Source organism: Allopontixanthobacter sp. (assembly GCF_034376665.1).
Lineage (GTDB): Bacteria > Pseudomonadota > Alphaproteobacteria > Sphingomonadales > Sphingomonadaceae > Allopontixanthobacter.
The window spans coordinates 20,076-40,219 of the sequence record NZ_JAXMJI010000054.1; the positions used below are offsets into that span (position 1 = coordinate 20,076).

General features: G+C 61.1%; 20 protein-coding genes, 1 tRNA gene and 1 pseudogene. 16 read left to right on the plus strand and 6 right to left on the minus strand.

The features are described from left to right. Window positions 1–29: 29 nt before the first annotated feature. The 5 genes from U0988_RS05450 (at window position 30) to U0988_RS05470 (ending at window position 6,763) form a co-directional block, all read left to right on the plus strand. Window positions 30–3,455: a TonB-dependent receptor gene (locus tag U0988_RS05450; protein WP_322291615.1), complete on the plus strand. Its 3,426-nt coding sequence runs from the start codon at window positions 30–32 to the stop codon at window positions 3,453–3,455. Between the two features lie 126 nt (window positions 3,456–3,581). Further along, a complete protein-coding gene (locus U0988_RS05455; protein ID WP_322291616.1) occupies window positions 3,582–4,304 on the plus strand; it encodes a TonB family protein in 723 nt (240 codons plus the stop codon). A gap of 88 nt (window positions 4,305–4,392) precedes the next feature. Continuing rightward, window positions 4,393–5,430, plus strand: coding sequence for a mannose-1-phosphate guanylyltransferase (locus U0988_RS05460; RefSeq protein WP_322291617.1), 1,038 nt, complete (start codon window positions 4,393–4,395; stop codon window positions 5,428–5,430). 59 nt (window positions 5,431–5,489) lie between these two features. Continuing rightward, window positions 5,490–6,245, plus strand: coding sequence for a class I mannose-6-phosphate isomerase (locus tag U0988_RS05465; RefSeq protein WP_322291634.1), 756 nt, complete (start codon window positions 5,490–5,492; stop codon window positions 6,243–6,245). Window positions 6,246–6,322: 77 nt separating this feature from the next. Then, window positions 6,323–6,763, plus strand: a complete 441-nt coding sequence (locus U0988_RS05470) for a DUF2721 domain-containing protein (protein ID WP_322291618.1) — start codon at window positions 6,323–6,325, stop codon at window positions 6,761–6,763. Between the two features lie 22 nt (window positions 6,764–6,785). Here the strand turns inward: U0988_RS05470 and U0988_RS05475 are convergent, their stop codons facing one another. The 4 genes from U0988_RS05475 to U0988_RS05490 form a co-directional block, all read right to left on the minus strand. Then, entirely contained in the window at window positions 6,786–7,082 is a 297-nt protein-coding gene (locus U0988_RS05475; RefSeq protein ID WP_322291619.1) for a polyhydroxyalkanoic acid system family protein, read from the minus strand. Beyond that, window positions 7,082–7,837, minus strand: a complete 756-nt coding sequence (locus U0988_RS05480) for a hypothetical protein (protein WP_322291620.1) — start codon at window positions 7,835–7,837, stop codon at window positions 7,082–7,084. The genes U0988_RS05475 and U0988_RS05480 overlap by 1 nt, the downstream gene beginning before the upstream one ends. 16 nt (window positions 7,838–7,853) lie before the next feature. After that, the gene (locus U0988_RS05485; RefSeq protein ID WP_322291621.1) at window positions 7,854–9,071 is read right to left on the minus strand and encodes a toxic anion resistance protein; all 1,218 of its coding nucleotides are present in this window, start codon (window positions 9,069–9,071) and stop codon (window positions 7,854–7,856) included. A gap of 223 nt (window positions 9,072–9,294) precedes the next feature. Further along, window positions 9,295–11,049, minus strand: coding sequence for a fatty acyl-AMP ligase (locus tag U0988_RS05490; RefSeq protein ID WP_322291622.1), 1,755 nt, complete (start codon window positions 11,047–11,049; stop codon window positions 9,295–9,297). Between the two features lie 127 nt (window positions 11,050–11,176). Between U0988_RS05490 and U0988_RS05495 the strand changes: the two genes are divergently transcribed. From U0988_RS05495 to U0988_RS05510, 4 genes and pseudogenes are all read left to right on the plus strand, one after another. Beyond that, window positions 11,177–11,803 carry a regulatory protein RecX gene (locus tag U0988_RS05495; RefSeq protein WP_322291623.1) on the plus strand — a complete coding sequence of 209 codons (627 nt, stop codon included), beginning with the start codon at window positions 11,177–11,179 and terminating at the stop codon, window positions 11,801–11,803. Beyond that, window positions 11,804–12,292: a DUF192 domain-containing protein gene (locus tag U0988_RS05500; protein ID WP_322291624.1), complete on the plus strand. Its 489-nt coding sequence runs from the start codon at window positions 11,804–11,806 to the stop codon at window positions 12,290–12,292. Window positions 12,293–12,362: 70 nt separating this feature from the next. Continuing rightward, window positions 12,363–12,761 carry an NADH:ubiquinone oxidoreductase subunit NDUFA12 gene (locus U0988_RS05505; protein WP_322291625.1) on the plus strand — a complete coding sequence of 133 codons (399 nt, stop codon included), beginning with the start codon at window positions 12,363–12,365 and terminating at the stop codon, window positions 12,759–12,761. 272 nt (window positions 12,762–13,033) lie between these two features. Next, window positions 13,034–13,207 (plus strand): annotated as a pseudogene (locus tag U0988_RS05510) (DUF2155 domain-containing protein); the annotation flags it as partial. 35 nt (window positions 13,208–13,242) lie between these two features. Here the strand turns inward: U0988_RS05510 and aat are convergent. Then, window positions 13,243–14,016, minus strand: a complete 774-nt coding sequence (aat, locus tag U0988_RS05515; protein ID WP_322291635.1) for a leucyl/phenylalanyl-tRNA--protein transferase — start codon at window positions 14,014–14,016, stop codon at window positions 13,243–13,245. A gap of 141 nt (window positions 14,017–14,157) precedes the next feature. On the opposite strand from aat, the gene U0988_RS05520 reads away from it, so the two are divergent. Both U0988_RS05520 and U0988_RS05525 read left to right on the plus strand, forming a co-directional pair. Beyond that, a tRNA-Trp gene (locus tag U0988_RS05520) sits at window positions 14,158–14,233 on the plus strand. Window positions 14,234–14,445: 212 nt separating this feature from the next. After that, window positions 14,446–14,595 (plus strand): hypothetical protein, encoded by a 150-nt coding sequence (locus U0988_RS05525; protein WP_322291626.1) that lies wholly within the window; start codon window positions 14,446–14,448, stop codon window positions 14,593–14,595. An 87-nt stretch (window positions 14,596–14,682) separates the two neighbouring features. Here the strand turns inward: U0988_RS05525 and U0988_RS05530 are convergent, their stop codons facing one another. Next, window positions 14,683–16,221, minus strand: coding sequence for an alanine/glycine:cation symporter family protein (locus U0988_RS05530; protein WP_322291627.1), 1,539 nt, complete (start codon window positions 16,219–16,221; stop codon window positions 14,683–14,685). A 266-nt stretch (window positions 16,222–16,487) separates the two neighbouring features. Between U0988_RS05530 and secE the strand changes: the two genes are divergently transcribed. The 5 genes from secE to rplA form a co-directional block, all read left to right on the plus strand. Beyond that, entirely contained in the window at window positions 16,488–16,682 is a 195-nt protein-coding gene (gene secE, locus U0988_RS05535; RefSeq protein ID WP_322291628.1) for a preprotein translocase subunit SecE, read from the plus strand. Window positions 16,683–16,733: 51 nt separating this feature from the next. Further along, on the plus strand, window positions 16,734–17,270 hold the full coding sequence (nusG, locus tag U0988_RS05540) for a transcription termination/antitermination protein NusG (protein WP_322291629.1): 537 nt from the start codon (window positions 16,734–16,736) through the stop codon (window positions 17,268–17,270). 360 nt (window positions 17,271–17,630) lie between these two features. Next, window positions 17,631–18,398 (plus strand): DUF4145 domain-containing protein, encoded by a 768-nt coding sequence (locus tag U0988_RS05545; protein WP_322291630.1) that lies wholly within the window; start codon window positions 17,631–17,633, stop codon window positions 18,396–18,398. A gap of 833 nt (window positions 18,399–19,231) precedes the next feature. Continuing rightward, window positions 19,232–19,663, plus strand: coding sequence for a 50S ribosomal protein L11 (rplK, locus tag U0988_RS05550; protein ID WP_322291631.1), 432 nt, complete (start codon window positions 19,232–19,234; stop codon window positions 19,661–19,663). Window positions 19,664–19,667: 4 nt separating this feature from the next. Beyond that, a partial coding sequence (gene rplA, locus U0988_RS05555; RefSeq protein WP_322291632.1) for a 50S ribosomal protein L1 occupies window positions 19,668–20,144 on the plus strand: 477 nt, incomplete at its 3' end.

A 20,144-nucleotide genomic window follows, 5' to 3' on the forward strand; every position in this document is an offset into this window, starting at 1 on the left:
ACCGCGATCGTCACGCAAGGGAACTCTACATGAAGCTCAAATATCTTTTGGCGGCCAGCGTCGTCAGCATCTCCGCAGCCGCAGTTCTTCCTGCGCCGGTCATGGCACAGCAGATTACGTCTGGTATCGAAGGCACCGTGTCTGCGGCGGATGGTTCAGCCATCCCTGGCGCAACCGTGATCGTTACCGACACCCGCACCGGTCAGTCGCGCACACTGACGGCCGGTTCCGACGGCCAGTTCCGCGTCGACAGCCTGATTACCGGCGGTCCCTACGAAGTGACGGCCACGGCGCCTGGCTACGAAGGCCAGACCGTCGAGAGCGTCTTCATCAACCTGCAGGGCAATTCCCAGCTGACCTTCTCCCTCAGCGATGCCGGTGCGGGCGAAGAAAACGTCATTGTCGTTTCCGGCACGCGCGTCCAACTGTCGCAGCGGGCAATCGGCCCCGGCCAGTCATTCGGCACCGAAACCATCGAGGCCTTCCCATCGATCAGCCGCGACGTCCGCGATATTATCCGCCTCGACCCGCGCGTCAGCCTGGACCGGGAAAACGAAGTCGATCGGGTTTCCTGTCTCGGCGGTAACGACCGCACCAACGCCTTCACCGTCGACGGTATCGCTCAATCCGACCTGTTCGGCCTGAACGGCACACCGTTCGCCAGCCGTAACTCGCTGCCGTTGCCCTTCGATGCCGTACGCGAAACCTCGGTCGAATTTGCCCCGTTCGATGTGCAATACGGCCAATTCACCGGCTGCGCCATCAACGTAGTCACCAAGTCGGGTGGCAACGAATTTCACGGCTCCGCATTCTTCACCTATGCCAGCGACAGCCTGCAGGGCGACAAGGCTGGTGGCGAGAATTTCTCGGGCCAGCCTTACAAGGAAAAGCGCTGGGGCGCGACGCTGAGCGGCCCGATCATCAAGGACCGGCTGTTCTTCTTCGGTGCCTATGAAGAAACCGATCTAGCGGATAGCCAGGAACAGGGCCCTCCGGGCGCAGGCTATCCCGACGAACTGGATTTCGTGACAGTTGACCAGTTCAACCAGTTCTCGCAGATACTCAGCGATGTCTACGGCATCGAAAGCGGCGGCCTCGCAACTACTCTGCCGGAAAGCAGTGTGCGCTATTTCGGCCGTCTCGATGCGATCATCAGCGACAGCCAGCGTCTTGAGGCGACTTACCAGAATCTCAAGGAAACGAATGTCGAGCCCGACGATTTCTCCGACCAAGGCCGGGTACTCACGGGTCTGAACTCATTCGAGGACGAAGGCACCGAAAGCGAATATTACTCGCTGCGCCTATATTCCGACTGGTCGGACGCTTTTTCTACCGAGCTTCGTGCATCGCGTGCCATCGTGCAGGACGTGCAGGGTCCCTTCGGCGGCGGTGAAGCGCAGAGCGACAACCCGATTCCGCGTATCGTCGTCGGTGTCAGCGACGGCGGCAATCAGGGCTCGATCGTAGCAGGTCCGGGCTTCTCGCGGACTTCCAACGACCTGAAAACCACGGTCACCCAGTTCAAGGCTCTTGGCCGCCTTAATGCGGGCAACCACACCTTTACGATTGGCGGCGAATTCAACCAGCTCAAGGTTTTCAACCTGTTCGCCCAGAATTCGACCGGGACGCTCACCTTTGCAAACCTGACCGATTTTGCCAACGGATTGCTGACCAGCGGCACGAACACCTTCCCCAACGGGGCTGCGATCAATGCCGGTACGGCAGCAGGTGCCTACGGCAACTTCACGGCCAGCGGCGATATCAACGATGCTGCGGCACGCTGGAAGCGCAACACCTTCACCGCCTATGCGCAGGACGAATGGCAGGCGACCGACCAACTCGGCATTGTCGCGGGTGTCCGGGTCGACTGGCTGTCCGGCAGCGCGCCCGATCTCAACCCCAACTTCGTCGCACGTTACGGATTCTCCAATGCAGTCGGTTTCGGCAAGATCGATCCGGTTGTCCTGCCGCGTTTCGGCTTTACCTATGAGGTGGATAATTCGGGCTTCTTCAGCGGCACCCAGATCAAGGGCGGGCTGGGCCGGTTCACTGGCGGCGATCCGGCAGTGTATTTCTCCAACGCTTTTTCGAACAATGGCTTTGCAGTTGGCTTTGGCCAGACGGGTAACCCAGCTTGCGGTCCGGTGGGAACCCAGATCGACGTAACTCCGGGCGGCACCTTCACGGGCGTCCCCGACTGTGTGGTAGCGGCAGGCGGGGCACAGTCGGCACAGGGCCTGGCCGATACGCAATCGACCAATCCCGATTTCGCGATGCCGACCGTGTTGCGGGCAAACCTGGGACTTTCGACGATGTTCGGCACCCAAAGCGGGTTCTTCAGCGACTGGCGCCTCAACGTGGACTTCATCTACAGCAAGTTCGTCAATCCGGTCGACTTTGTCGATCTTTCGCAGGTTGTCGATACGCGTCTTGGCATTAACGGTTTCACGGTTGACGGTCGCCCCATTTACCGGGCGATCGACCCCACCGCAACAGGCTGTAATGCCGTCCTCCAGGACCAAGGCGGGTTATCTCCGACATACTCCGGGGTCACAGCCGCCTGCTTCAACACCGGGCGCGACGATGAAATCCAGCTGACCAACGGCAAGAGCTTCGAAAGCAAAATCGCTTCCGTGATTGTGTCGAAGTTCTGGAATCGCGGCTTGCTGACCGATGGCGGCAGTATCAATTTCAACCTCGGTTACGCTTACACCGATGCCGAAAACAACCGCTTCTCGAACAGTTCGACGGCCACCTCCAGCTTCGATATCGTGGGCGCGTTCGATCGCCAGAATGTCGATGTGGCGACGGCCGAATTCCAGACCAGGCACAACTTCACCCTGGGCCTGAATTTCCAGGAAGAGTTCTTCGGCGATAACGCAACCAGCTTCGGCTTTGTGTTTGTCGCACGTTCGGGCCGTCCATACTCGATCGTCCAGGACAATGTGGTCTCGAGCGTGTTCAACGACAGCGCCAGCGGTGACTTCAACTCACTGCTGTACATTCCCACCGGACCAACCGATCCGAACGTGGTGTATGTCGCCGGCGGTGGTCAGACGGCAGCGGACGCGGCCGCGGGACTTGATGCCTTCATCAATGCGAACGAATGCATCAGCAAGTTCCGCGGGCAAACGATCACCCGCAACAGCTGCACCAATCCGTGGTTCTATGACCTCGACCTGCGGTTCAGCCAGGAACTGCCCGGTCCGGCGAGCTTCTTTGGTCTGACCGATGACAAGATCAAGTTGTTTGCCGATTTCGACAACTTCCTCAACCTGATCGACAGCGGTTCCAACGTGTTCAAGCGCTTCCGGTCGACAGAAGCGCCAATTCAGGGGAACTTCAATTCGGCGGGCCAGTACGTCTACTCCAACTTCCGGGATTTTGGCGCCCCCCAGGTGCAGTCGAGCTCCTCGCTGTGGAAGATCCAGCTGGGCGTGAGCTACGAATTCTAAGCGCCAGCAATCAGAACGGAAAATACGCGGCGGCGGCACCCCTTGGGTGTCGCCGTTTGCATTTGCAGCCGGTAGGACCATCTCTAAGGGGGGATTGCACCGAAGGGCAAGCAGAGGAGACCGGTCTTGAACGACAGCACCCGTTTCTCGGCCAGAAAACGCAAATTGAAACCCGGCACGCTGGTGCTTATCGCCCTGCTGCATCTGCTCGCCTTCTACGGCCTGGTTCGCGCTTTCGCACCGGACTTTACCGCCGGGGTCGAACGCTCGGTCGTGTCGGCCTTCACCGTCACCGTCAGCGCCGCGCCTGACGAACCGGAGGAACCGGAACCGGAACCGGACGAGGGCGCGGCGGGCGATCCCGGCAAGGAAGCCGTGCCCCAGCCCGTAACCGCGCCAACGCCCAGAGTGGTTGTGAAGCCCGATCCCCCCGCACCACGTGCCTCGTCCACTGGCGATGCGGTTACCTCCGGCGCCCGGGATCAGGGTGACGGCACCGGCGCGGCGGGCTCGGGGCTGGGGACGGGAAGCGGCCAGGGCGGCGGCGGGCAGGGCGGAGTTGCCCCGACCAAGCCGGTGCACATCTCCGGCGGGATCGACAATGCGCGCGATTTCCCCGTCCCCGAAGGCGGGCGGCAGGCACGGCGCGGTAACGAGGTGATCGTCAGGGTCATCGTCGGCACCGATGGCCGGGCCAGGAACTGCACCATCTATCAGCCAAGTCCGGATGCGGAAGCGGACCGGATCACCTGCGCGCTGGTGGTCGAGCGGCTGCGGTTCAAACCGGCGACCGATCGGCAAGGCAATCCGGTGGCCGCGCCGTTCTATTGGAAGCAGCGGTGGTTCTGAAATAGGTTGCAGGTTCCAGCCGCCCCGGCCACATGATCGGCGGCGGCGCAGCCTGTCGCCGTCACACCCCCCAGCGCGGAAGACCGTGATGCCCGTGATTACCCCGATTATCCTGTGCGGCGGCAGCGGAACCCGGTTGTGGCCCCGTAGCCGCGCAGTGAAGCCGAAGCCATTTCTGCCCCTGGTCGGGGAGGCAACCCTGTTCGAGGCGACTCTGGCCCGCTGCGCCGATCCGGCGGTGTTCGCGCCCCCTATCGTGGTCACCGGCCGCGATCACCTGGAGCACGTGACCGCACAGTCGCAGGTAGCGGCCGGTCTGCAAATCATCGTTGAACCGGCGGCCCGGAACACCGCCCCCGCAGTCGCGCTGGCGGCGGCGCGCCTCCCGGCCGAGGCTATCATGCTCGTTTGCCCGAGCGATCACTATATCGGGGACCGGGCCGCTTTCATCGGTGCGGCACAATCGGCGGCGGCGCTTGCAGCGGACGGATGGATGGTTGCCTTCGGGATAGAGGCAGTAAGTCCGGAGACGGGATTCGGCTACATCCTGCGCGGAACGGCAATCGATCACGGCGGATATCGCATCGAACGCTTCGTGGAAAAGCCGGACCGGGACCGCGCGGCGCAATTTCTTGCCGATGGCGGCTATAGCTGGAACGGCGGGATCTTCGCATTTCGCGCGGGCGACTACCTTACCGAGCTTGAGCGGTACCGACCCGAGATGGCCCGGCTGGTCCGCAAATCCGTCTCCGAAGGGGTGCAGGACGGCGCGCAATTTTACCCCGATGCTGACGCGTTTGCAGCCATCGAACGGGAATCGGTCGATTATGCAGTGATGGAAAACACCTCTCGCGCGGCTGTCATCCCCGCCGATATGGGCTGGTCGGACATCGGCAACTGGACCGCCCTGCACGAGGCGCGGAGCCGCGATGCCGCGGGCAACAGCGTCACCGGCAAGGCCGAGCTGATCGATTGTTCCAATGTTATGGTCGAGACCGACGGTCCGCGAGTTTCAATTATCGGCCTGCAGGATGTGGTGGTCGTGGTGGACGGTAACGAGGTGCTAATCGTGTCTGCCGCGGGGGCCCAGCAAGTCGGCAAACTGAACGGAGCTGAAAACCAGTGAACCAATCTACCCGAACCAGCGGAAAATTGCCGGTGCTGTCCGTGGAGAAGGTCTGGGGTATGGACAGTCTGCCCGCGCCCTTTGCCGCGCCGGAGGGAGCGCGCATCGGCGAAATCTGGTTCGAGCCGCCGCCGCAACTGGACGGCTTGCTCGTCAAATATCTGTTCACCAGCGAAAAGCTCTCCGTCCAGGTCCATCCCTCGGATGCGCAGGCATCGGCGGGCATGAGCGGCAAGGAAGAATGCTGGCTGGTGCTCGATGCAGCACCTGGCGCGACGCTTGCGATCGGGTTCGAACAGGAAATTTCCAGCGAGGAAATGCGCGCCGCCGCGCTGGACGGTTCGATCGAGCACTTGCTTCAATGGCATCCAGCCAAGGCAGGCGATTTCTTCTACCTGCCGGCGGGTACGGTCCACGCAATCGGTCCGGGGCTGAGCCTGCTGGAAATTCAGCAGAATTGCGACATCACCTACCGGCTGTTTGATTATGGTCGCCCCCGCGAACTGCATCTGGACGAAGCGATCACGGTTTCCGAAGGACGCCCGCATCCGCCGGAATTGCGGCGCAGTCTCGTGCCGGGCGAAGACGCGCAACTGGTCGATGGACCGCGTTTTCGGCTGGACCGGATCGCGGGCGAACCGTCCGCCGCGATCCTCGCCCGCTACCGCGGCCCGGTGCTGGTCGTCCCGCTCGACGGGGCGGTATCGCTCGAAGGTGTCCGAATAGAGGCGGGCGAGTGCGGTTGGGCGGCTGATCTCCACATCGCCGACTTCAGCGAAGCGCGAACCAGTCTTGTTGCTCAGCCTGCCGACTGAAGTACGCCAGATGATGCTTTTCGGGATGCGCGGGATGTGGCTAAAGTATCTGAAACGACACCGATGAGGCCCCTACCATGATCGCCGAGACTATCCAGCTGGCTCTCGCCCCCGTCTTCGTGCTGGTAGCCATCGGCAATATCATGAATTTGCTCTCGACGCGGCTCGGCCGGGTGGTCGACCGGGCGCGGACGATGCAGGAACGGCACCGGGTCACCACCGGCGTGGAACATGATCTGGTGGTGCGCGAAATCCGGTTGCTCGACCGGCGCATTGTCCTGATCGGGCGCGCGATCCTGCTGCTGGTCTTGAGCGGCCTGACGATCGGGCTGACCGTGGTTATCCTGTTTCTCGGCGATTTCCTTGAATGGGACCTGCCGCAGCTGACCGCGGCGTCCTTCATCCTGGCGATTGCTCTGCTGATGGGCGCCTTGCTGCTGTTCCTGCTGGAAACTCGGCAGGCATCCGCAGCGCTGCGGATCCCGGAGGACTTTCTGGAACTGGGCCGCAATATCTGATCGAATGTGGGATCGCGTCCGATCAGGTCAGCAGTTTCTGGCCCTGTTGCCGGATTGCCCCGGAAATCATCGGCTCCAGAAAGCCGAGCGCTGGCGGCAGCGCGATTTCGAACACCAGTTGACTCTCTTCGATATCCACGGTTCCGCGCAGGCTTTGCCCCATTGTGCTGATGGTGAGGTTCATCCGGTCCTCGCTCGGCCAGTCGGTCGCCACCTGGGCCATCCCGCCGGGGATGTGGTCGGCGATCTCGTGGCTTCGCGATTTCAGGCGCTCGCGCACGACATCGCGCGACAGATCGAAGGGTATGGCCACGCGCATCAGTTCTTCTCGGTATGGTTCGGAAGCGCGTCGGGCGTCTCGCCGTATTTGTAATCGAGATAGCGGTTCTTGATCGCGAGATCGTCCAGCGCCCCGTCGGCCAATTGCCGCGTCACGCTGTCGATTTCCCGGCTGATGTTGGTGAGGCCCTGGGTCAGTTGCTCGTCAGGGGTCGCCCCGCCGCGCTTCTCGGTCCGCAGGCTGGTGGGCACCTTGCGGTAGGAATCGACCATTTCGGGCAGATGTTCGCCGACCAGCTTGCGCACTTCACGGGCCGCCGGGTGTTCCTGGTCCACCGTCTGCAGTTGCAGGCCGAGCGCGTCCAGCTGGATCCCGATCTGGTCGACCAGAGTGACCGCGGGCGGGGGCAGGGCGGGGCGCTGCGCCTCGAGCCACAATTCCGTTCGTCCGACCATTTGCGCGGCGTTGCCTTTGGTCAGCTCGGCGCGCTTCGGTACCTTGATCTTGGGAAAGGCCGCAAAACCAACGGTCGCCGCCACGATGGCGAGGAACGTGAGCATGACCCCGACAAACCCGATGCCGTCGATGATCAGACCTGCCACCATGGCGCCGATCACGATCGCGCCGACGGCCAGCACGATCCGCTTGACCTTGGCCACCAGATGCTGCGTCTTGATCTCTGCGGAGCCCTTGCCGATGGACGTCCGGCGGTGCCGCCCGCCGCTTCGGTTGTCGGCCAGAAGCCGCCGTCCGTCGTGCAGCAAGCGGTCGCTGTCTTTGGTCAGATCGTTCATGCAGATTTTCCCGGCATCAGCCTTCAAGACTCAGTAGCGGAGATTCGGTGACCGACCTGGAGGCCTGTGCCTGTCCCTCGGCACGGGCGATGTAGCCCTTGGATTTGCGCACCTCGTCCGACAGGACGTTGACGGTCTGCTTCATGCTGGACAGCGCCTCTAGCTTGAACCGGTCGACCTCGTCCATCGTATCGTAGATATTCTGGAACGCGCGCTGCAGCGTTTCCAGAGGAATGGTGGAACTGGCCGCCTGCTGGTGGATTTTCCCGGTCTGGTCGCGCAGCATGGTGCTCGTGGAATCGATTATCCCGGCGGTGGTTTCGTTAAGCGCGGTTATCTGGCCCAGGACCAGCCGCTGGTTGGTCATCGCCTCCGCCACTGTCACCGCCGTCCGCAGCGCGCCGACGGTGGTGGTGCTGGCCCGGTCCACGCCCTTCACCAGCTCGATGTTGTTCTTCTTGACCAGATCGAGCGCCAGATAGCCCTGCACGCTGACCGCCATCTGGGTGAGCAGATCCTGTGTGCGCTGGCGGATATAGAACAGCGCCGTTTCGCGCAGCGCCTTGGCCTTGGCCGGATCGGTCGCATCCAGATCCATCGCGGTATCCTCCAGCTTCTGGTCGAGCTGTTTGGAAATATGGATCATCTGCTCCAGATTGCCCATCGCTTCCCACAGCTTCTGGCGCTCCACGTCGATCGCGGCGTTGTCGAGGATGAGCTCGTCCTTGCCCGAGGCAAGGTTGCCGAGGATCGACTGAATATGGGTCTGCGCACTTTGATAGCTGCGGAAATAATTGGTCAGCTTGTTGCCGAAAGGAATGATCCCGAGGATCTTGCGCGGTCCGCTCAGCTTGCCGCGCTTGCCAGGATCGAGATCTTCCACAACCCGCCGCAATTCGGCCAGATCCGCGCCGACGCCTTCGTCCTTGTCCATCGCCCGGATCGGCCGGTCGAGGAAACGGTTGGACATTCCCGCCGCCGCCATGATTTCCTTGCGGCCCATATTGGTCAGCTGATCGACCTTCTGGCCGAATTCGGGCGAATTGGCATCCTGCGCGATCAGATCGGCGACGAAGCTGTCAACCTTGGCTTCCAGCTTCGATTTCACCTCTTCCGACACCGGGACCAGGCCGGACGCTTTCTCTGCAGAGACCTGCGGCACCGGGTCCGGTGCGGTCAGTTCGAGATCGAGGGCAGTCGCGGTCTTTGTTTGCGGTTTCGGCGTTTCAGTCATGGGGAACGGCTGGCTCCTGTTCGCCCGCGATGCCGCGGGTGGTTGCTTTCACCTACTGTATTAAGCGCGTAAGACACGAAGTTCAAGATTTGTGCCGGATAGCGGCAATTTCGTCCATCGATTCGTTGATTGCGCGCGCGCGCGATTGCCGCAAGAGCCGTGGGCTGCGCTTGCTACCTGCATTGCGGCCGGGAAGCAGCTGGTCTCCCCGATACCGCTGCGACTATGCAGCGATCGGCAATTCCAGCGGGACGATTTCGCCCGCCATATACATCCGCTTGGCCTTGGCGCGGGACAATTTGCCCGAGGACGTGCGCGGCAACGTGCGCGGCGGGACCAGTTCGACCACGCAGTTCATGCCGGTGATAGAGCGTACCTTGTCGCGGATGGTCTCGTGCAGTCTGATCCGCTCTTCCGGATCGGACACGCGGCAATGGACCAGCACGGCGGGTGCTTCCTCGCCCGCTTCGGTCTCGATGCTGAAGGCGGCGATGTCACCATGGTTGAAGCCGGGCAGCTGTTCGACCGCCCATTCGATATCCTGCGGCCAGTGGTTCTTGCCGTTGATGATGATCATGTCCTTGGCGCGGCCGACGATGAACAGATAGCCTTCGGCCATGTAGCCCATGTCGCCTGTATCCAGCCAGCCATCGACCAGGCATTCGGCGGTCGCTTCGGGGTTGCGGAAATAGGAATGCATCACGCTGGTCCCGCGGCACCAGACCTTGCCGATCTGGCGATCGTCCTTCGGCAGGTCGCTTGGCCCGCGGATCTCGACTTCCATTCCCTGGATCGGCTTGCCGCAATTGACGATGGCGCGGTAGCGGGCCGGCCGCGACAGGTCGCGCGGGGTGCCGGACAGGCGCTCTTCTTCCACCAGTTCGACCCGGATACCTTCGCCTGGCGGCATCACGGTCACCGCCAGCGTAGCCTCGGCCAGACCATAGCTCGGCGTGAAGGCGCTGGCCCTGAAGCCAGCTTCGGAAAAGGCGTTGACGAAATTCTGCATTACGTCGGGGCGAATCATGTCTGCGCCATTGCCAGCTGTGCGCCAGCGCGACAGATCGAACCGGTCGGACACCTGGCTCTGGCTGGAAATGCGCCGCGCGCAAATGTCATAGCCGAAGGTGGGGGAATAGCTGAGCGTGGTGCCCTGGTTGCGGCTGATAAGGTCAAGCCAGGCCAGTGGGCGGCGAGCAAAATGTTCGGTCTTCAGATAATCGACCGACATCTGGTTCGAAATCAGCGAGAGGAAACAGCCGACCAGGCCCATATCGTGATACCACGGCAGCCAGCTGACCACGCGGTCAGTGACGCCGACATTCATGGAATTGGCATGGCCCGCCAGATTGTCCAGCAGCGCGCGGTGCGTGACGGCCACTCCGGTAGGAAAACGGGTCGATCCGCTGGAATATTGCAGATAGCAGATGTCGTCCGGATCAGGCGGGATCAGGGTGCATTCGGGTGCCGCGCGGTCGGCGAAACTCTCCCAGTCCACGCCTTCACAGCCCTGCCGCGCCGCCGCCGCAGCGCCCATATCGGCAATTTCGGCCGGATAAAGCAGGATCTTGGGATCGGAACTGGCCAGCTGGATGACCAGTTGGTCGATATAGCCTTCCTTGCCGCCGAAGCCGGTCGGCAGGGGCAGGGGCACGGGCCAGGCGCCGGCGTAGATTGCACCGCAGAACAGGGCGGCAAATTCGGCACCCGTTTCCGCGATCAGGGCGATCCGGTCGCCCTTCCGAATCCCGGCGGCGCGGAACCGGCGCGCCATTTCAACGGCGTCGGCGCGCAGTTCCACGTAGGTGTAAACGCGTTCCAGCGTTCCGCGCATATCGTGGAAGTTCATGCCCTTGGCACTCTTGGCGGCATAATCCAGAGCGTCCGTAAAGGTCGCAAAGTCGGAGCGGCGGCGGGGCAGGGGACAATCGTTTGGCGTCGCCTGCAATGCACTGGTCAACTGTTCGATTTCGGTCATATTTTTATGCTTTACCCGTCATCTGCGCGTTTTGGAAACGCTGCTTTATTGCCAGCAGCTGCCAATTTCCCAAGTTCGGCGCTGCAATCTTTCCCATTTCAATCAGACTGTGGCACGAATATGGCCGATGACCCACCGTGACACATCCCGTAGGCGCAAGAATCGCACGCCGCGTCCCGCGCCGCCGCCGCTGGATAGCGCAAAATTGCAGGAACTTGCACTGGCCTATGTCGCGCGCTTTGCGACCACCTCGGCGAAGCTGGAAGCGTATCTTTCGCGCAAGCTGCGTGAACGCGGCTGGAACAGGGACGACGATGGCGGCGGCGAAAACTTGCCCGACCTGGGCGAGATTTCCGCCCGGTTCGTGGATCTGGGCTATATCGACGAAGACGCCTATGCCCGCTCGCGCAGCCGCGGATTGCTGGGGCGCGGCTTCGGGCCGCGGCGGGTTTCGCAGGACCTCTACGCTGCCGGAATCGACGAACAGACACGGAGCGAAATCGCGCCGGGACAAGCCGCGATCCGGCGCGCGGCATTCGAACTGGCGCGCAAACGCCGTTTCGGCCCCTTTTCAGCACAAGAACCGGACCCTGAGCGAAACCGCAGCCGGAAACAGAAACAAGTGGCCGCGATGCTGCGCGCAGGGCATGGCTTTGAGACCGTAAAGGCGATAATGGGAGCCGCCAGTGTTGCGGCCGCCGAAGAATGGGTTGCCGAAGCTCAAGACGCCGAAGCTCAAGACGAGGAAATCTAGATGATTCGCAGCCTTGCTGTCACCGCCGCAATTATCCTGTTTGCGGCCTGTTCTCCCCAGCCGGCTGCCGAAGGCGCGCCAACCACCGCCGCGGCGGAAACGGCAGTGCATCCAGTCTCCGGCCTGGCAGTGGTTCCGCTGACCGTGTCCGATGGCACCAAAGTCCACCGCTTCCGGGTCGAAGTGGCAGCGACCCCGCAGGATCAGGCCAAGGGGCTGATGTTCCGCACGGAAATGGGGCCGGACGAGGGGATGATTTTCCCGCGTGACGGCTATGCGCAGGCCAGTTTCTGGATGAAGAACACGCCGTTGCCGCTCGACATCATCTTCATCGGCACGGACGGCCGGATCAGCAATATTGCTGCGAACACCGTCCCCTATTCGCTGCAATCGGTGACGTCCGACGGGATTGCATTGGCGGTTCTGGAACTGAATGCCGGGCGCGCCGCCGAATTGGGGATTGTGCCGGGAAACAAGGTCGAATGGTGAGCGGATTTTGCTACTCCGCACGGGTGGTAGGCTCTTGGCCCCGGGCAGCGAATAGGCTACTCGCGCCGCTATGAGCGTCTTAGGCAAAATCTTCACCTGGTGGGACGGGGCCACGATCGGCACCCTGCTGAACAGCTGGCGGACCGGCGAACACGTCGGCACCGATGTGCAGGGCAACCGCTATTTCCGTGCGCGCAAGACACCGTCGGGCTCGAACGAGCGCCGCTGGGTATTGTATGCGGGGGCCAACGATGCCAGCCGCGTGCCGCCGGAATGGCATGGCTGGCTGCATGGCCATTTCGTCGATGTGCCCGAAAGTCATTTGCCCCCGGCCAAGATCTGGGAGGTCGAATATACCCCCAACGCCACCGGCACGGCGAATGCCTACCGCCCGCAGGGTGCGCTGGAGCGGGGCGGCCGCCGCGCCGGTGCGTCGGGCGATTACGAATCCTGGACTCCGGATAGCTGATCATGCGCGACATGGTTCTTGCCGCAAGGCTGCGCGCGCGGCGGGTTCTCGCACCCGCTGTGATGTTTGCGGCACTGCTCGCGGCGTCCTGTGCTTCCGAGGCGCCTGAGCCTCAGGCGGAGGAGACAGAGATCCCCGCCGAACTGCAGCAGGATGCGCCGGCACCAGCCGCAGGCCGAAGTCTCGCCGCCGCATCGGGTACGCCAATGGCGGAGCGGGTCGCCACCATCGGTCTGCTCAACAAGCGCAACAATGTCTCGCAGGATCTGACGATGAAGCCGGGCGAATCGCGCCGATTGGGCAATGTCGTTATTCGGCTCGCCGCGTGCGAACGGACCCCGATCTGGGAAATTCCCAACGAAACCGGGGCCTTCGTCCAGGTGCTGGTGCGCGATACCGGCGGCGAACAATCCTGGCGCAAGGTGTTTTCCGGCTGGCTGTTCAAGCGCTCGCCGTCACTCAACGTGGTCGAACACCCGATCTACGATGTCTGGATCAAGGACTGCGCGATGAGCTTTCCGGGGGAGGAAAAGCCGGTGGCTCCCTCCGCTCCCTCGGCAGCCGCGCCCCGGCCAGCGCCAACTGCGTCTCCGACGCCCACACCCGAACCGGCCGAAGCGCCCACCAACGAGGAATAGGCCTCGGGAATGGTCATGCGGGCTTCACCCCGCGCCTGATCCACCAGCTCCAGGTAGTGCGCCTGCGGAATCGCCACCGCCCCCATCGAAGCCAGATGCGCGGTCATGAACTGGCAGTCGAGCAGCCGGTAACCTGCGTGCCGGAGCATCGCCACCAGCCACGCCAGCGCGACCTTGGATGCGTTGTTCTCTCGGCTGAACATGCTCTCGCCGCAGAACACCGAATCGAAACTCACGCCGTAAAGCCCGCCCACCAGCCTGCCCTGCTGCCAGCATTCGAGTGAATGCGCGTGGCCGGCGTCGTGCAGCGCGCCATAGCTGGCGGCTATCCGGTCGCTGATCCAGCTGCCCCCACCTTCGGTTTCGCGCGGGGCGGCGCATTCTTCCACTACGTCATCGAACGCGGCATTGCAGGTCACCCGGAACCGGTCCTGACGAATGATCCTGGCGAGCGATCTGGCGCAGTGGAATTCGTCCAGCGGGATGATCGCCCGCTCGCGGGGCTCGACCCAGAACAGGTCGGGATCGTCCCGGCTGTCGGCCATCGGGAAAATGCCGCTGCGATACGCCGTTAACAGCAGTTCGGCCGGAATCAGGGGCGGGGCGGGGGCGTGCATAGAGCCTATATAGGACATGGTTGCCGGATGATGCCAGCGCGGCCAGCGGGAACGGCGATTCTGCCGGGCACCGCCAACGCGGCTTGCCATCTGCGGCCCGGCGCACTAAATGCGCGCCTGCCTCAAGGCCTCACGGCCTGCAGGAGTGTAGCTCAGTTGGTAGAGCATCGGTCTCCAAAACCGAGGGCCCACGGTTCGAGTCCGTGCACTCCTGCCAGGCATCTCCCCTGAAATTCAGTGCCGAATCCGACCCGGCGTCGCGCCATGCGGCGGGCGAAAATTCTGTTCGTGGCGATCGCGCGCAAGGGCTAACCCCGCCAATCGACTCATTACCGGTGCAGCAGCGGTTCATCGCTGGAACCATACGATGAATCGTTCATTAGTAGAGACAGGTCGCAGAGACGACGCAGCCAAACAGAGGAGTTGATTATGAGCAGCATCAGTTTTCGTAGCAGCCGCCCTGACGGTTGGACGCTTCCCCGCCCGCACCGCGATGCCAGCCTGCGCTTTCGCGCGCACGGCCCGATCCAGCCGATGAGCCAGCCGGGCCTGCTCGCCCGCCTGCTGGGCAAAAAGTAAGCAGCGAAAAAGGGCGCATTAGTTTCGATACAAAAAGAGGGCCGGTCACGCGAATGACCGGCCCTCTTTTTGCTTTGCCGAGTGGCCTCAATATTGTTCAGGCTCTTCCGGCGTATCGGCCAGATGGTCTTTGCCCGCCGTCCGGTCGCCTTTGGCCAGTTTGAACACCACGCCCGACAGCAGCGCCAGCGCCAGCAGGTTCGGTAGCGCCATCGCGGCATTTGCGATGTCGCCAAGCCGCCAAACCAGAGTCAGGTCCTGCGAACTGCCGACATAGATCACCAGACACCACAGCACGCGCCACGCCATGTGAAGGACCTTCTCGCCGCCGCGGGTCGAACCCGGCACCCGGTCATAGAGGAAGGTAATCGCCCGCTCACCGTAATAGGACCAGGTCAGCAGGGTGGTGAATACGAACAGGATCAGGGCGACACTTGCGACCATTGTTCCGATTGGAATGGCGGCAATTTCGAACGGGAAGGCCGCCGCGAAAGCGCCCGATGTCATCGCGAAGCCTTCAAGGTCCGAATTCCAGGCGTGTGGAACCGCTTGCCCGCCGCCGATGAAATCGCCCTGGACTGTCAGGATCACAAGCGCCGTCATGGTGCAGATCACGATCGTATCGATGAAGGTCCCGAGCATCGCCATCCGGCCCTGCTGTTCGGGATCGTCGGTTTGCGCCACGGCATGCGCGATCGGGGTCGAACCCTGTCCGGCCTCGTTCGAAAACAGGCCGCGCGCCACGCCGGCGCGGATCGCCAGCATGATGGCCGCGCCGATGAATCCCCCTGTCGCCGCCTGTGGATTGAACGCGCCGTAGAATATCAGGCCGAATGTAGCCGGAAGGTCGGCGAAATTGATGATCAATGCGATCACGGCCATGATGATATACGCCGCCGCCATGAACGGAACGACCTTTTCGGCAACGTTGCCGATGGACTTGATCCCGCCGATGATCACCACGAATACCAGCGCAGCCACGATCGCACCGCCAAGCCATTCCTCGATGCCGAACAATTCATTGAGACCGTCGGCCACGGCGTTGGCCTGGATCGAATTGCCCGTGACCAGCGCCGAGAACAATGTCCCGAGGCAGAAAACCACCGCAAGCCACGTCCATTTCTTGCCCAGCCCGATCATGATGTAACTCATCGGGCCGCCGCGATAGACCCCGTCGGAGGTCTTTTCGCGGTAACGGATGGCCAACGATCCCTCGGCGAAGGCGAGTGCCATGCCGATCAGCGCGGTAATCCACATCCAGAAGATTGCGCCGGGCCCGCCCAGGGAAATTGCCGTCGCGACACCCGCCAGATTGCCGGTGCCGACCTGGCCGGAAAGAGCGGTCGAAAGCGCGGCAAAGGGGGAAATCTCACCCGAGCCGGCGCTCTTGCGGCCCTTGAACAGGCCGGAAAAGGCACTGCCCAGGTTCAGGATCGGATAGAATCGCAGCCCGATCATCACCCAGACGCCGACCCCCAGCAGGATCAGGGTCATCGGCGGTATCGGCTGCCCGGCGATGGAGAGCCACGGTAGCGGATCCCCGTTCCAGGTTCCGCCCCAGATAAAATCGGATACATTCGTGACTTGGCCGATCAGATTTGTCGACCCGGTTGCACCTGCAGCCATTAACGGATTCCCCTCATGCGTCCCTTATCGAGGCCGCACGCTAAAGGCCGCACGCGGCCGTGACCAGCCCCAAAGTTTCTGCTGCAACTGTTGGCGCGCCAAGCAGTAACGCTTGGTCTTGCGTTTCGCGCGGCCCCCGCCTAAGTGGGCGATGTCTTCCGACATTAGTTGGTGTTACAGCCCCTCCCGGACTTGAACCGGGGCGGCAATGGCCCCATCCCGTAAGACAGGTATTTTTTCGAGTTAGGCAGCAAGAGCGCGCGCAAATGGCCAAGAACAGCCCGGGGCAATTCTTCAACCAGGTGAAAGCCGAAGCCAACAAGGTGGTATGGCCCACCCGGCAGGAAACCGTGACCACGGCGATTTTCGTCGGGATCATGATGGTGATTCTGTCGCTGTTCTTCCTCGGCGTTGATTCGGTTTTCGGCGCAGTGGTTCGCTGGCTCCTCACTCTGGCGTAAACGTCCGGTCCGGCCCCGCTGCCGGGACAGATTTTCTTAACGGGATACACTATGGCTCGCTGGTACATCATCCACGCCTATTCGGGTTTCGAGAACAAGGTTCGCGAAGCGATCATTTCAGAAGCCGCACGGCTGGGCCTGTCCGAAGCGGTGGAGGAAGTCGAAGTTCCGACGGAAACCATTACCGAGGTGAAACGCGGCAAGAAGGTGCAGGTCGAACGCAAGTTCATGCCGGGCTATGTCCTGGCCAAGCTGACCATGACCGACGATGTTTATCACCTGGTGAAAAACACCCCCAAGGTGACCGGATTTCTCGGTTCCAACAACAAGCCGCAGCCGATCACCGACAAGGAAGCAGCGCGGTATTTCGGCGGCGTGGAAGAAGCCAAGTCGGCGCCGAAGAAGCAGGTCAGCGTCGAATACGAAATCGGCGATTCGGTCAAAGTGCTCGACGGACCCTTCGCCAGCTTCACCGGCGTGGTGGAGGAACTCGACTTCGACAAGAACAAGGTCAAGGTCAGCGTGTCGATCTTCGGCCGCGCGACACCGGTCGAACTGGACTTCGAGCAGGTCGAACTGGCGAAGTAAGCGGGTGTCATCCAGGGACACGCTATTGCGTGTCCCTCCCTTGTTCAGCTCAACTCGCGGTCGGCCCGCGCTTCAATGCCCGCAGGCGCCTGCGGGTAAGCCGCTCCATATCCTTCAGCCATTCGCTTGATCCGATGGGGCGGCCGATGCTTTCGGCCTTGCGCAAGGCGGCATATTCCCGCCCCTATTTGCGTTGAGAATCAAGAGGATTAGTTGAGTGCAAGTGCTGACAAGGCGATCAAGCTGTGCCAACCTTATGGCGAACAGATAAATGTTGATCAAACTGATCAAGCTTTGGTTCCAAAAATCAGCGGAGTAGGATGATCGATGCCTTTTAATTGGACCTGCCCGCATTGCTCGGTGACCCAAACAGTCGTTGATCAAAAGTGCGTCGATAACACAAGAACCATATCCCTCAGCAATCAGGTTGAAGGTGATTTACTCATCAGTGATATGGCAGTTGGTTGTTCGAACCCAGACTGTTTGAAAACGACGATTAGGATCAAGATAGCCCCCGGACGATACCGCAATAGTGATTATCGCTTTGATACGGATGGCGAAACGGTTTTTGATCAATTCGTCTACCCACAAGGAATGGCGAAGCCGCAGCCCGATTTTATTCCGAAACCAATTCGTGAAGACTACAAAGAAGCCTGTCTTATTCGTGAATTGAGTCCGAAGGCTTCAGCGACACTCATCCGAAGGTGCCTTCAAGGGATGATCCGTCATTTCGCAGGCATCTCGAAAGCCACCCTGTATGCCGAAATTCAGTCGTTACGCGCTTCAGTCGATGGCGGCACTGCCGACAGAGCAATTTCTACAGAATCGGTTGATGCTATTGATAGCGTTCGGGGCATTGGAAACATCGGCGCTCATATGGAAAAGGATATCAATCAAATTCTCGAAGTCGATCCGGGCGAAGCGCAAGCCTTGATTGACCTGGTCGAAATGCTCTTCGATGAATGGTATGGCGCGCGCGAGAAACGAAAGGAGCGCTTGGCGCATATTGGAAGTATAGCAGCCGCAAAAGCGACAGCAAAAGATCAACTTTCAGCGCCAGCCGCGCAGAATGCACTTGCAGCTCCGGCAACTGCGGCTGATTTGCTGGGAGCGAAGGCTGAAGAATAGAGCGGACAGTCCGGTACCACCGTCCGCCCTCATACTGGCTCTCTCATCAATCCCCTATGGAATTAGACCGAAATTTGCAGACGTCGGATAACGTGGGGGTCCCAGAAACGCCGCCGCCAACTCGCTTCGTGCAATAGAAATTCACGAAAGGCTTGTTGGAGTAGGGCTCGAAGTTACGGTGCCAAGTTTCGGTGCCACCTTACTTATCCCCTTAATTCTCCGCATGCCTGCTCTGCGGGGTTACGCACCAGCATGTCCCCGGGGGGCAACCATTATGGTGCCATTACGGTAAAAATTCACCAAATACACCTTCATGAACGGCCATTCGCCAGCCTACCTAGCCCTCGCGAACATACCGCCCAAAAAGCTTACCAGATTTCCTACACCCGTCCGGCCTGCTAGCCTATGCCAAATTGTGTTGCTTTTTCTCATCGTCTGTCTGCCGCATGCTCCCATAGTTGGTAATTTTATTTCGCGCTGCTTGCCTAACATTTTTACGTCCTCACACGGCACCTTTGTCACTTTGCCTTAATAAAGCAATGCGTTATGCTGTGGACACGAAATGTAGGACGTGTAACCTGTGTAACCCTTGGCGCTGCCGAACGCCTACATTCGGCAAGTGTCGTGCAGTCCGTTCTGAAGGCCAATTTGCTTGCAATTACCGCGTGAGCCGCTATGCGCACCGCCTCCCAAGCGACAGCGACGGAAAACCCCATTTCGGGGATGCGGGAGGAAGGGCCTCAAAACCCTTTCGTTTGACCGCTTAACATGAGTCCTTCGAACCGCTCATCCTGAGCTTGCCGAAGGACGACAGTGTGAAAGGAGGCCTGACCATGGCCAAGAAAATTGAAGCCTACATCAAGTTGCAGGTGCCTGCGGGCGCTGCAAACCCGTCCCCGCCGATCGGCCCTGCACTGGGCCAGCGCGGTGTGAACATCATGGAATTCTGCAAGGCGTTCAACGCCGCGTCGCAGGACATGGAAAAGGGCGCGCCGATCCCTACGGTCATTACCGTATATGCTGACCGGTCGTTCACCTTTGTCACCAAGACCCCGCCCGCCAGCGTCCTGCTCAAGAAAGCAGCCACGCTGAAATCCGGTTCGAAAGAGCCGGGCAAGATTTCCGCCGGAACGATCAAGCGTTCGCAGGTTCGCGAAATCGCCGAAGCCAAGATGGCCGATCTCAACGCAAACGATCTCGACCAGGCAACGCTGATCATCGAAGGCTCCGCGCGTTCGATGGGTCTCGAAGTGGTGGAGGGCTGAGAAGATGGCTAAACTGACCAAGACACAGAAGCTGCGGCTCGAAAAGCTCGATCCGGAAGCCATCTATAATTTCGACGATGCACTGAAAACGCTGCGCGAACATTCCAAGAAGAAGTTCGACGAGACAATCGAAGTCGCAATGAACCTCGGTGTCGATCCGCGTCATGCGGACCAGATGGTCCGCGGCATGGTGTCGCTGCCTTCGGGTACCGGCAAGGACGTCAAGGTTGCGGTTTTCGCCCGCGGTGAAAATGCCGACAAGGCGCTGGCTGCCGGTGCCGACAAAGTTGGCGCGGAAGACCTGATGGAAGACATGCAGGCTGGCAATCTCGATTATGACCGCGTGATCGCCACGCCGGACATGATGGGCGTCGTCGGCCGTTTGGGCAAGGTACTGGGCCCCAAGGGCCTGATGCCGAACCCGAAGCTGGGCACCGTTACCCCGAACGTGGAACAGGCCGTGAAGGACGCCAAGGGCGGC

What these genes read in the sequence shown, in the direction of transcription:
- U0988_RS05450 (WP_322291615.1), top strand. Translation starts at nt 30, where the DNA reads ATGAAGCTCAAATATCTTTTGGCGGCCAGCGTCGTCAGCATCTCCGCA.
- U0988_RS05460 (WP_322291617.1), top strand. Translation starts at nt 4,393, where the DNA reads ATGCCCGTGATTACCCCGATTATCCTGTGCGGCGGCAGCGGAACCCGG.
- U0988_RS05465 (WP_322291634.1), top strand. Translation starts at nt 5,490, where the DNA reads ATGGACAGTCTGCCCGCGCCCTTTGCCGCGCCGGAGGGAGCGCGCATC.
- U0988_RS05470 (WP_322291618.1), top strand. Translation starts at nt 6,323, where the DNA reads ATGATCGCCGAGACTATCCAGCTGGCTCTCGCCCCCGTCTTCGTGCTG.
- U0988_RS05475 (WP_322291619.1), bottom strand. Translation starts at nt 7,082, where the DNA reads ATGCGCGTGGCCATACCCTTCGATCTGTCGCGCGATGTCGTGCGCGAG.
- U0988_RS05480 (WP_322291620.1), bottom strand. Translation starts at nt 7,837, where the DNA reads ATGAACGATCTGACCAAAGACAGCGACCGCTTGCTGCACGACGGACGG.
- U0988_RS05485 (WP_322291621.1), bottom strand. Translation starts at nt 9,071, where the DNA reads ATGACTGAAACGCCGAAACCGCAAACAAAGACCGCGACTGCCCTCGAT.
- U0988_RS05490 (WP_322291622.1), bottom strand. Translation starts at nt 11,049, where the DNA reads ATGACCGAAATCGAACAGTTGACCAGTGCATTGCAGGCGACGCCAAAC.
- U0988_RS05495 (WP_322291623.1), top strand. Translation starts at nt 11,177, where the DNA reads ATGACCCACCGTGACACATCCCGTAGGCGCAAGAATCGCACGCCGCGT.
- U0988_RS05500 (WP_322291624.1), top strand. Translation starts at nt 11,804, where the DNA reads ATGATTCGCAGCCTTGCTGTCACCGCCGCAATTATCCTGTTTGCGGCC.
- U0988_RS05505 (WP_322291625.1), top strand. Translation starts at nt 12,363, where the DNA reads ATGAGCGTCTTAGGCAAAATCTTCACCTGGTGGGACGGGGCCACGATC.
- aat (WP_322291635.1), bottom strand. Translation starts at nt 14,016, where the DNA reads ATGCACGCCCCCGCCCCGCCCCTGATTCCGGCCGAACTGCTGTTAACG.
- U0988_RS05525 (WP_322291626.1), top strand. Translation starts at nt 14,446, where the DNA reads ATGAGCAGCATCAGTTTTCGTAGCAGCCGCCCTGACGGTTGGACGCTT.
- U0988_RS05530 (WP_322291627.1), bottom strand. Translation starts at nt 16,221, where the DNA reads ATGGCTGCAGGTGCAACCGGGTCGACAAATCTGATCGGCCAAGTCACG.
- secE (WP_322291628.1), top strand. Translation starts at nt 16,488, where the DNA reads ATGGCCAAGAACAGCCCGGGGCAATTCTTCAACCAGGTGAAAGCCGAA.
- nusG (WP_322291629.1), top strand. Translation starts at nt 16,734, where the DNA reads ATGGCTCGCTGGTACATCATCCACGCCTATTCGGGTTTCGAGAACAAG.
- rplK (WP_322291631.1), top strand. Translation starts at nt 19,232, where the DNA reads ATGGCCAAGAAAATTGAAGCCTACATCAAGTTGCAGGTGCCTGCGGGC.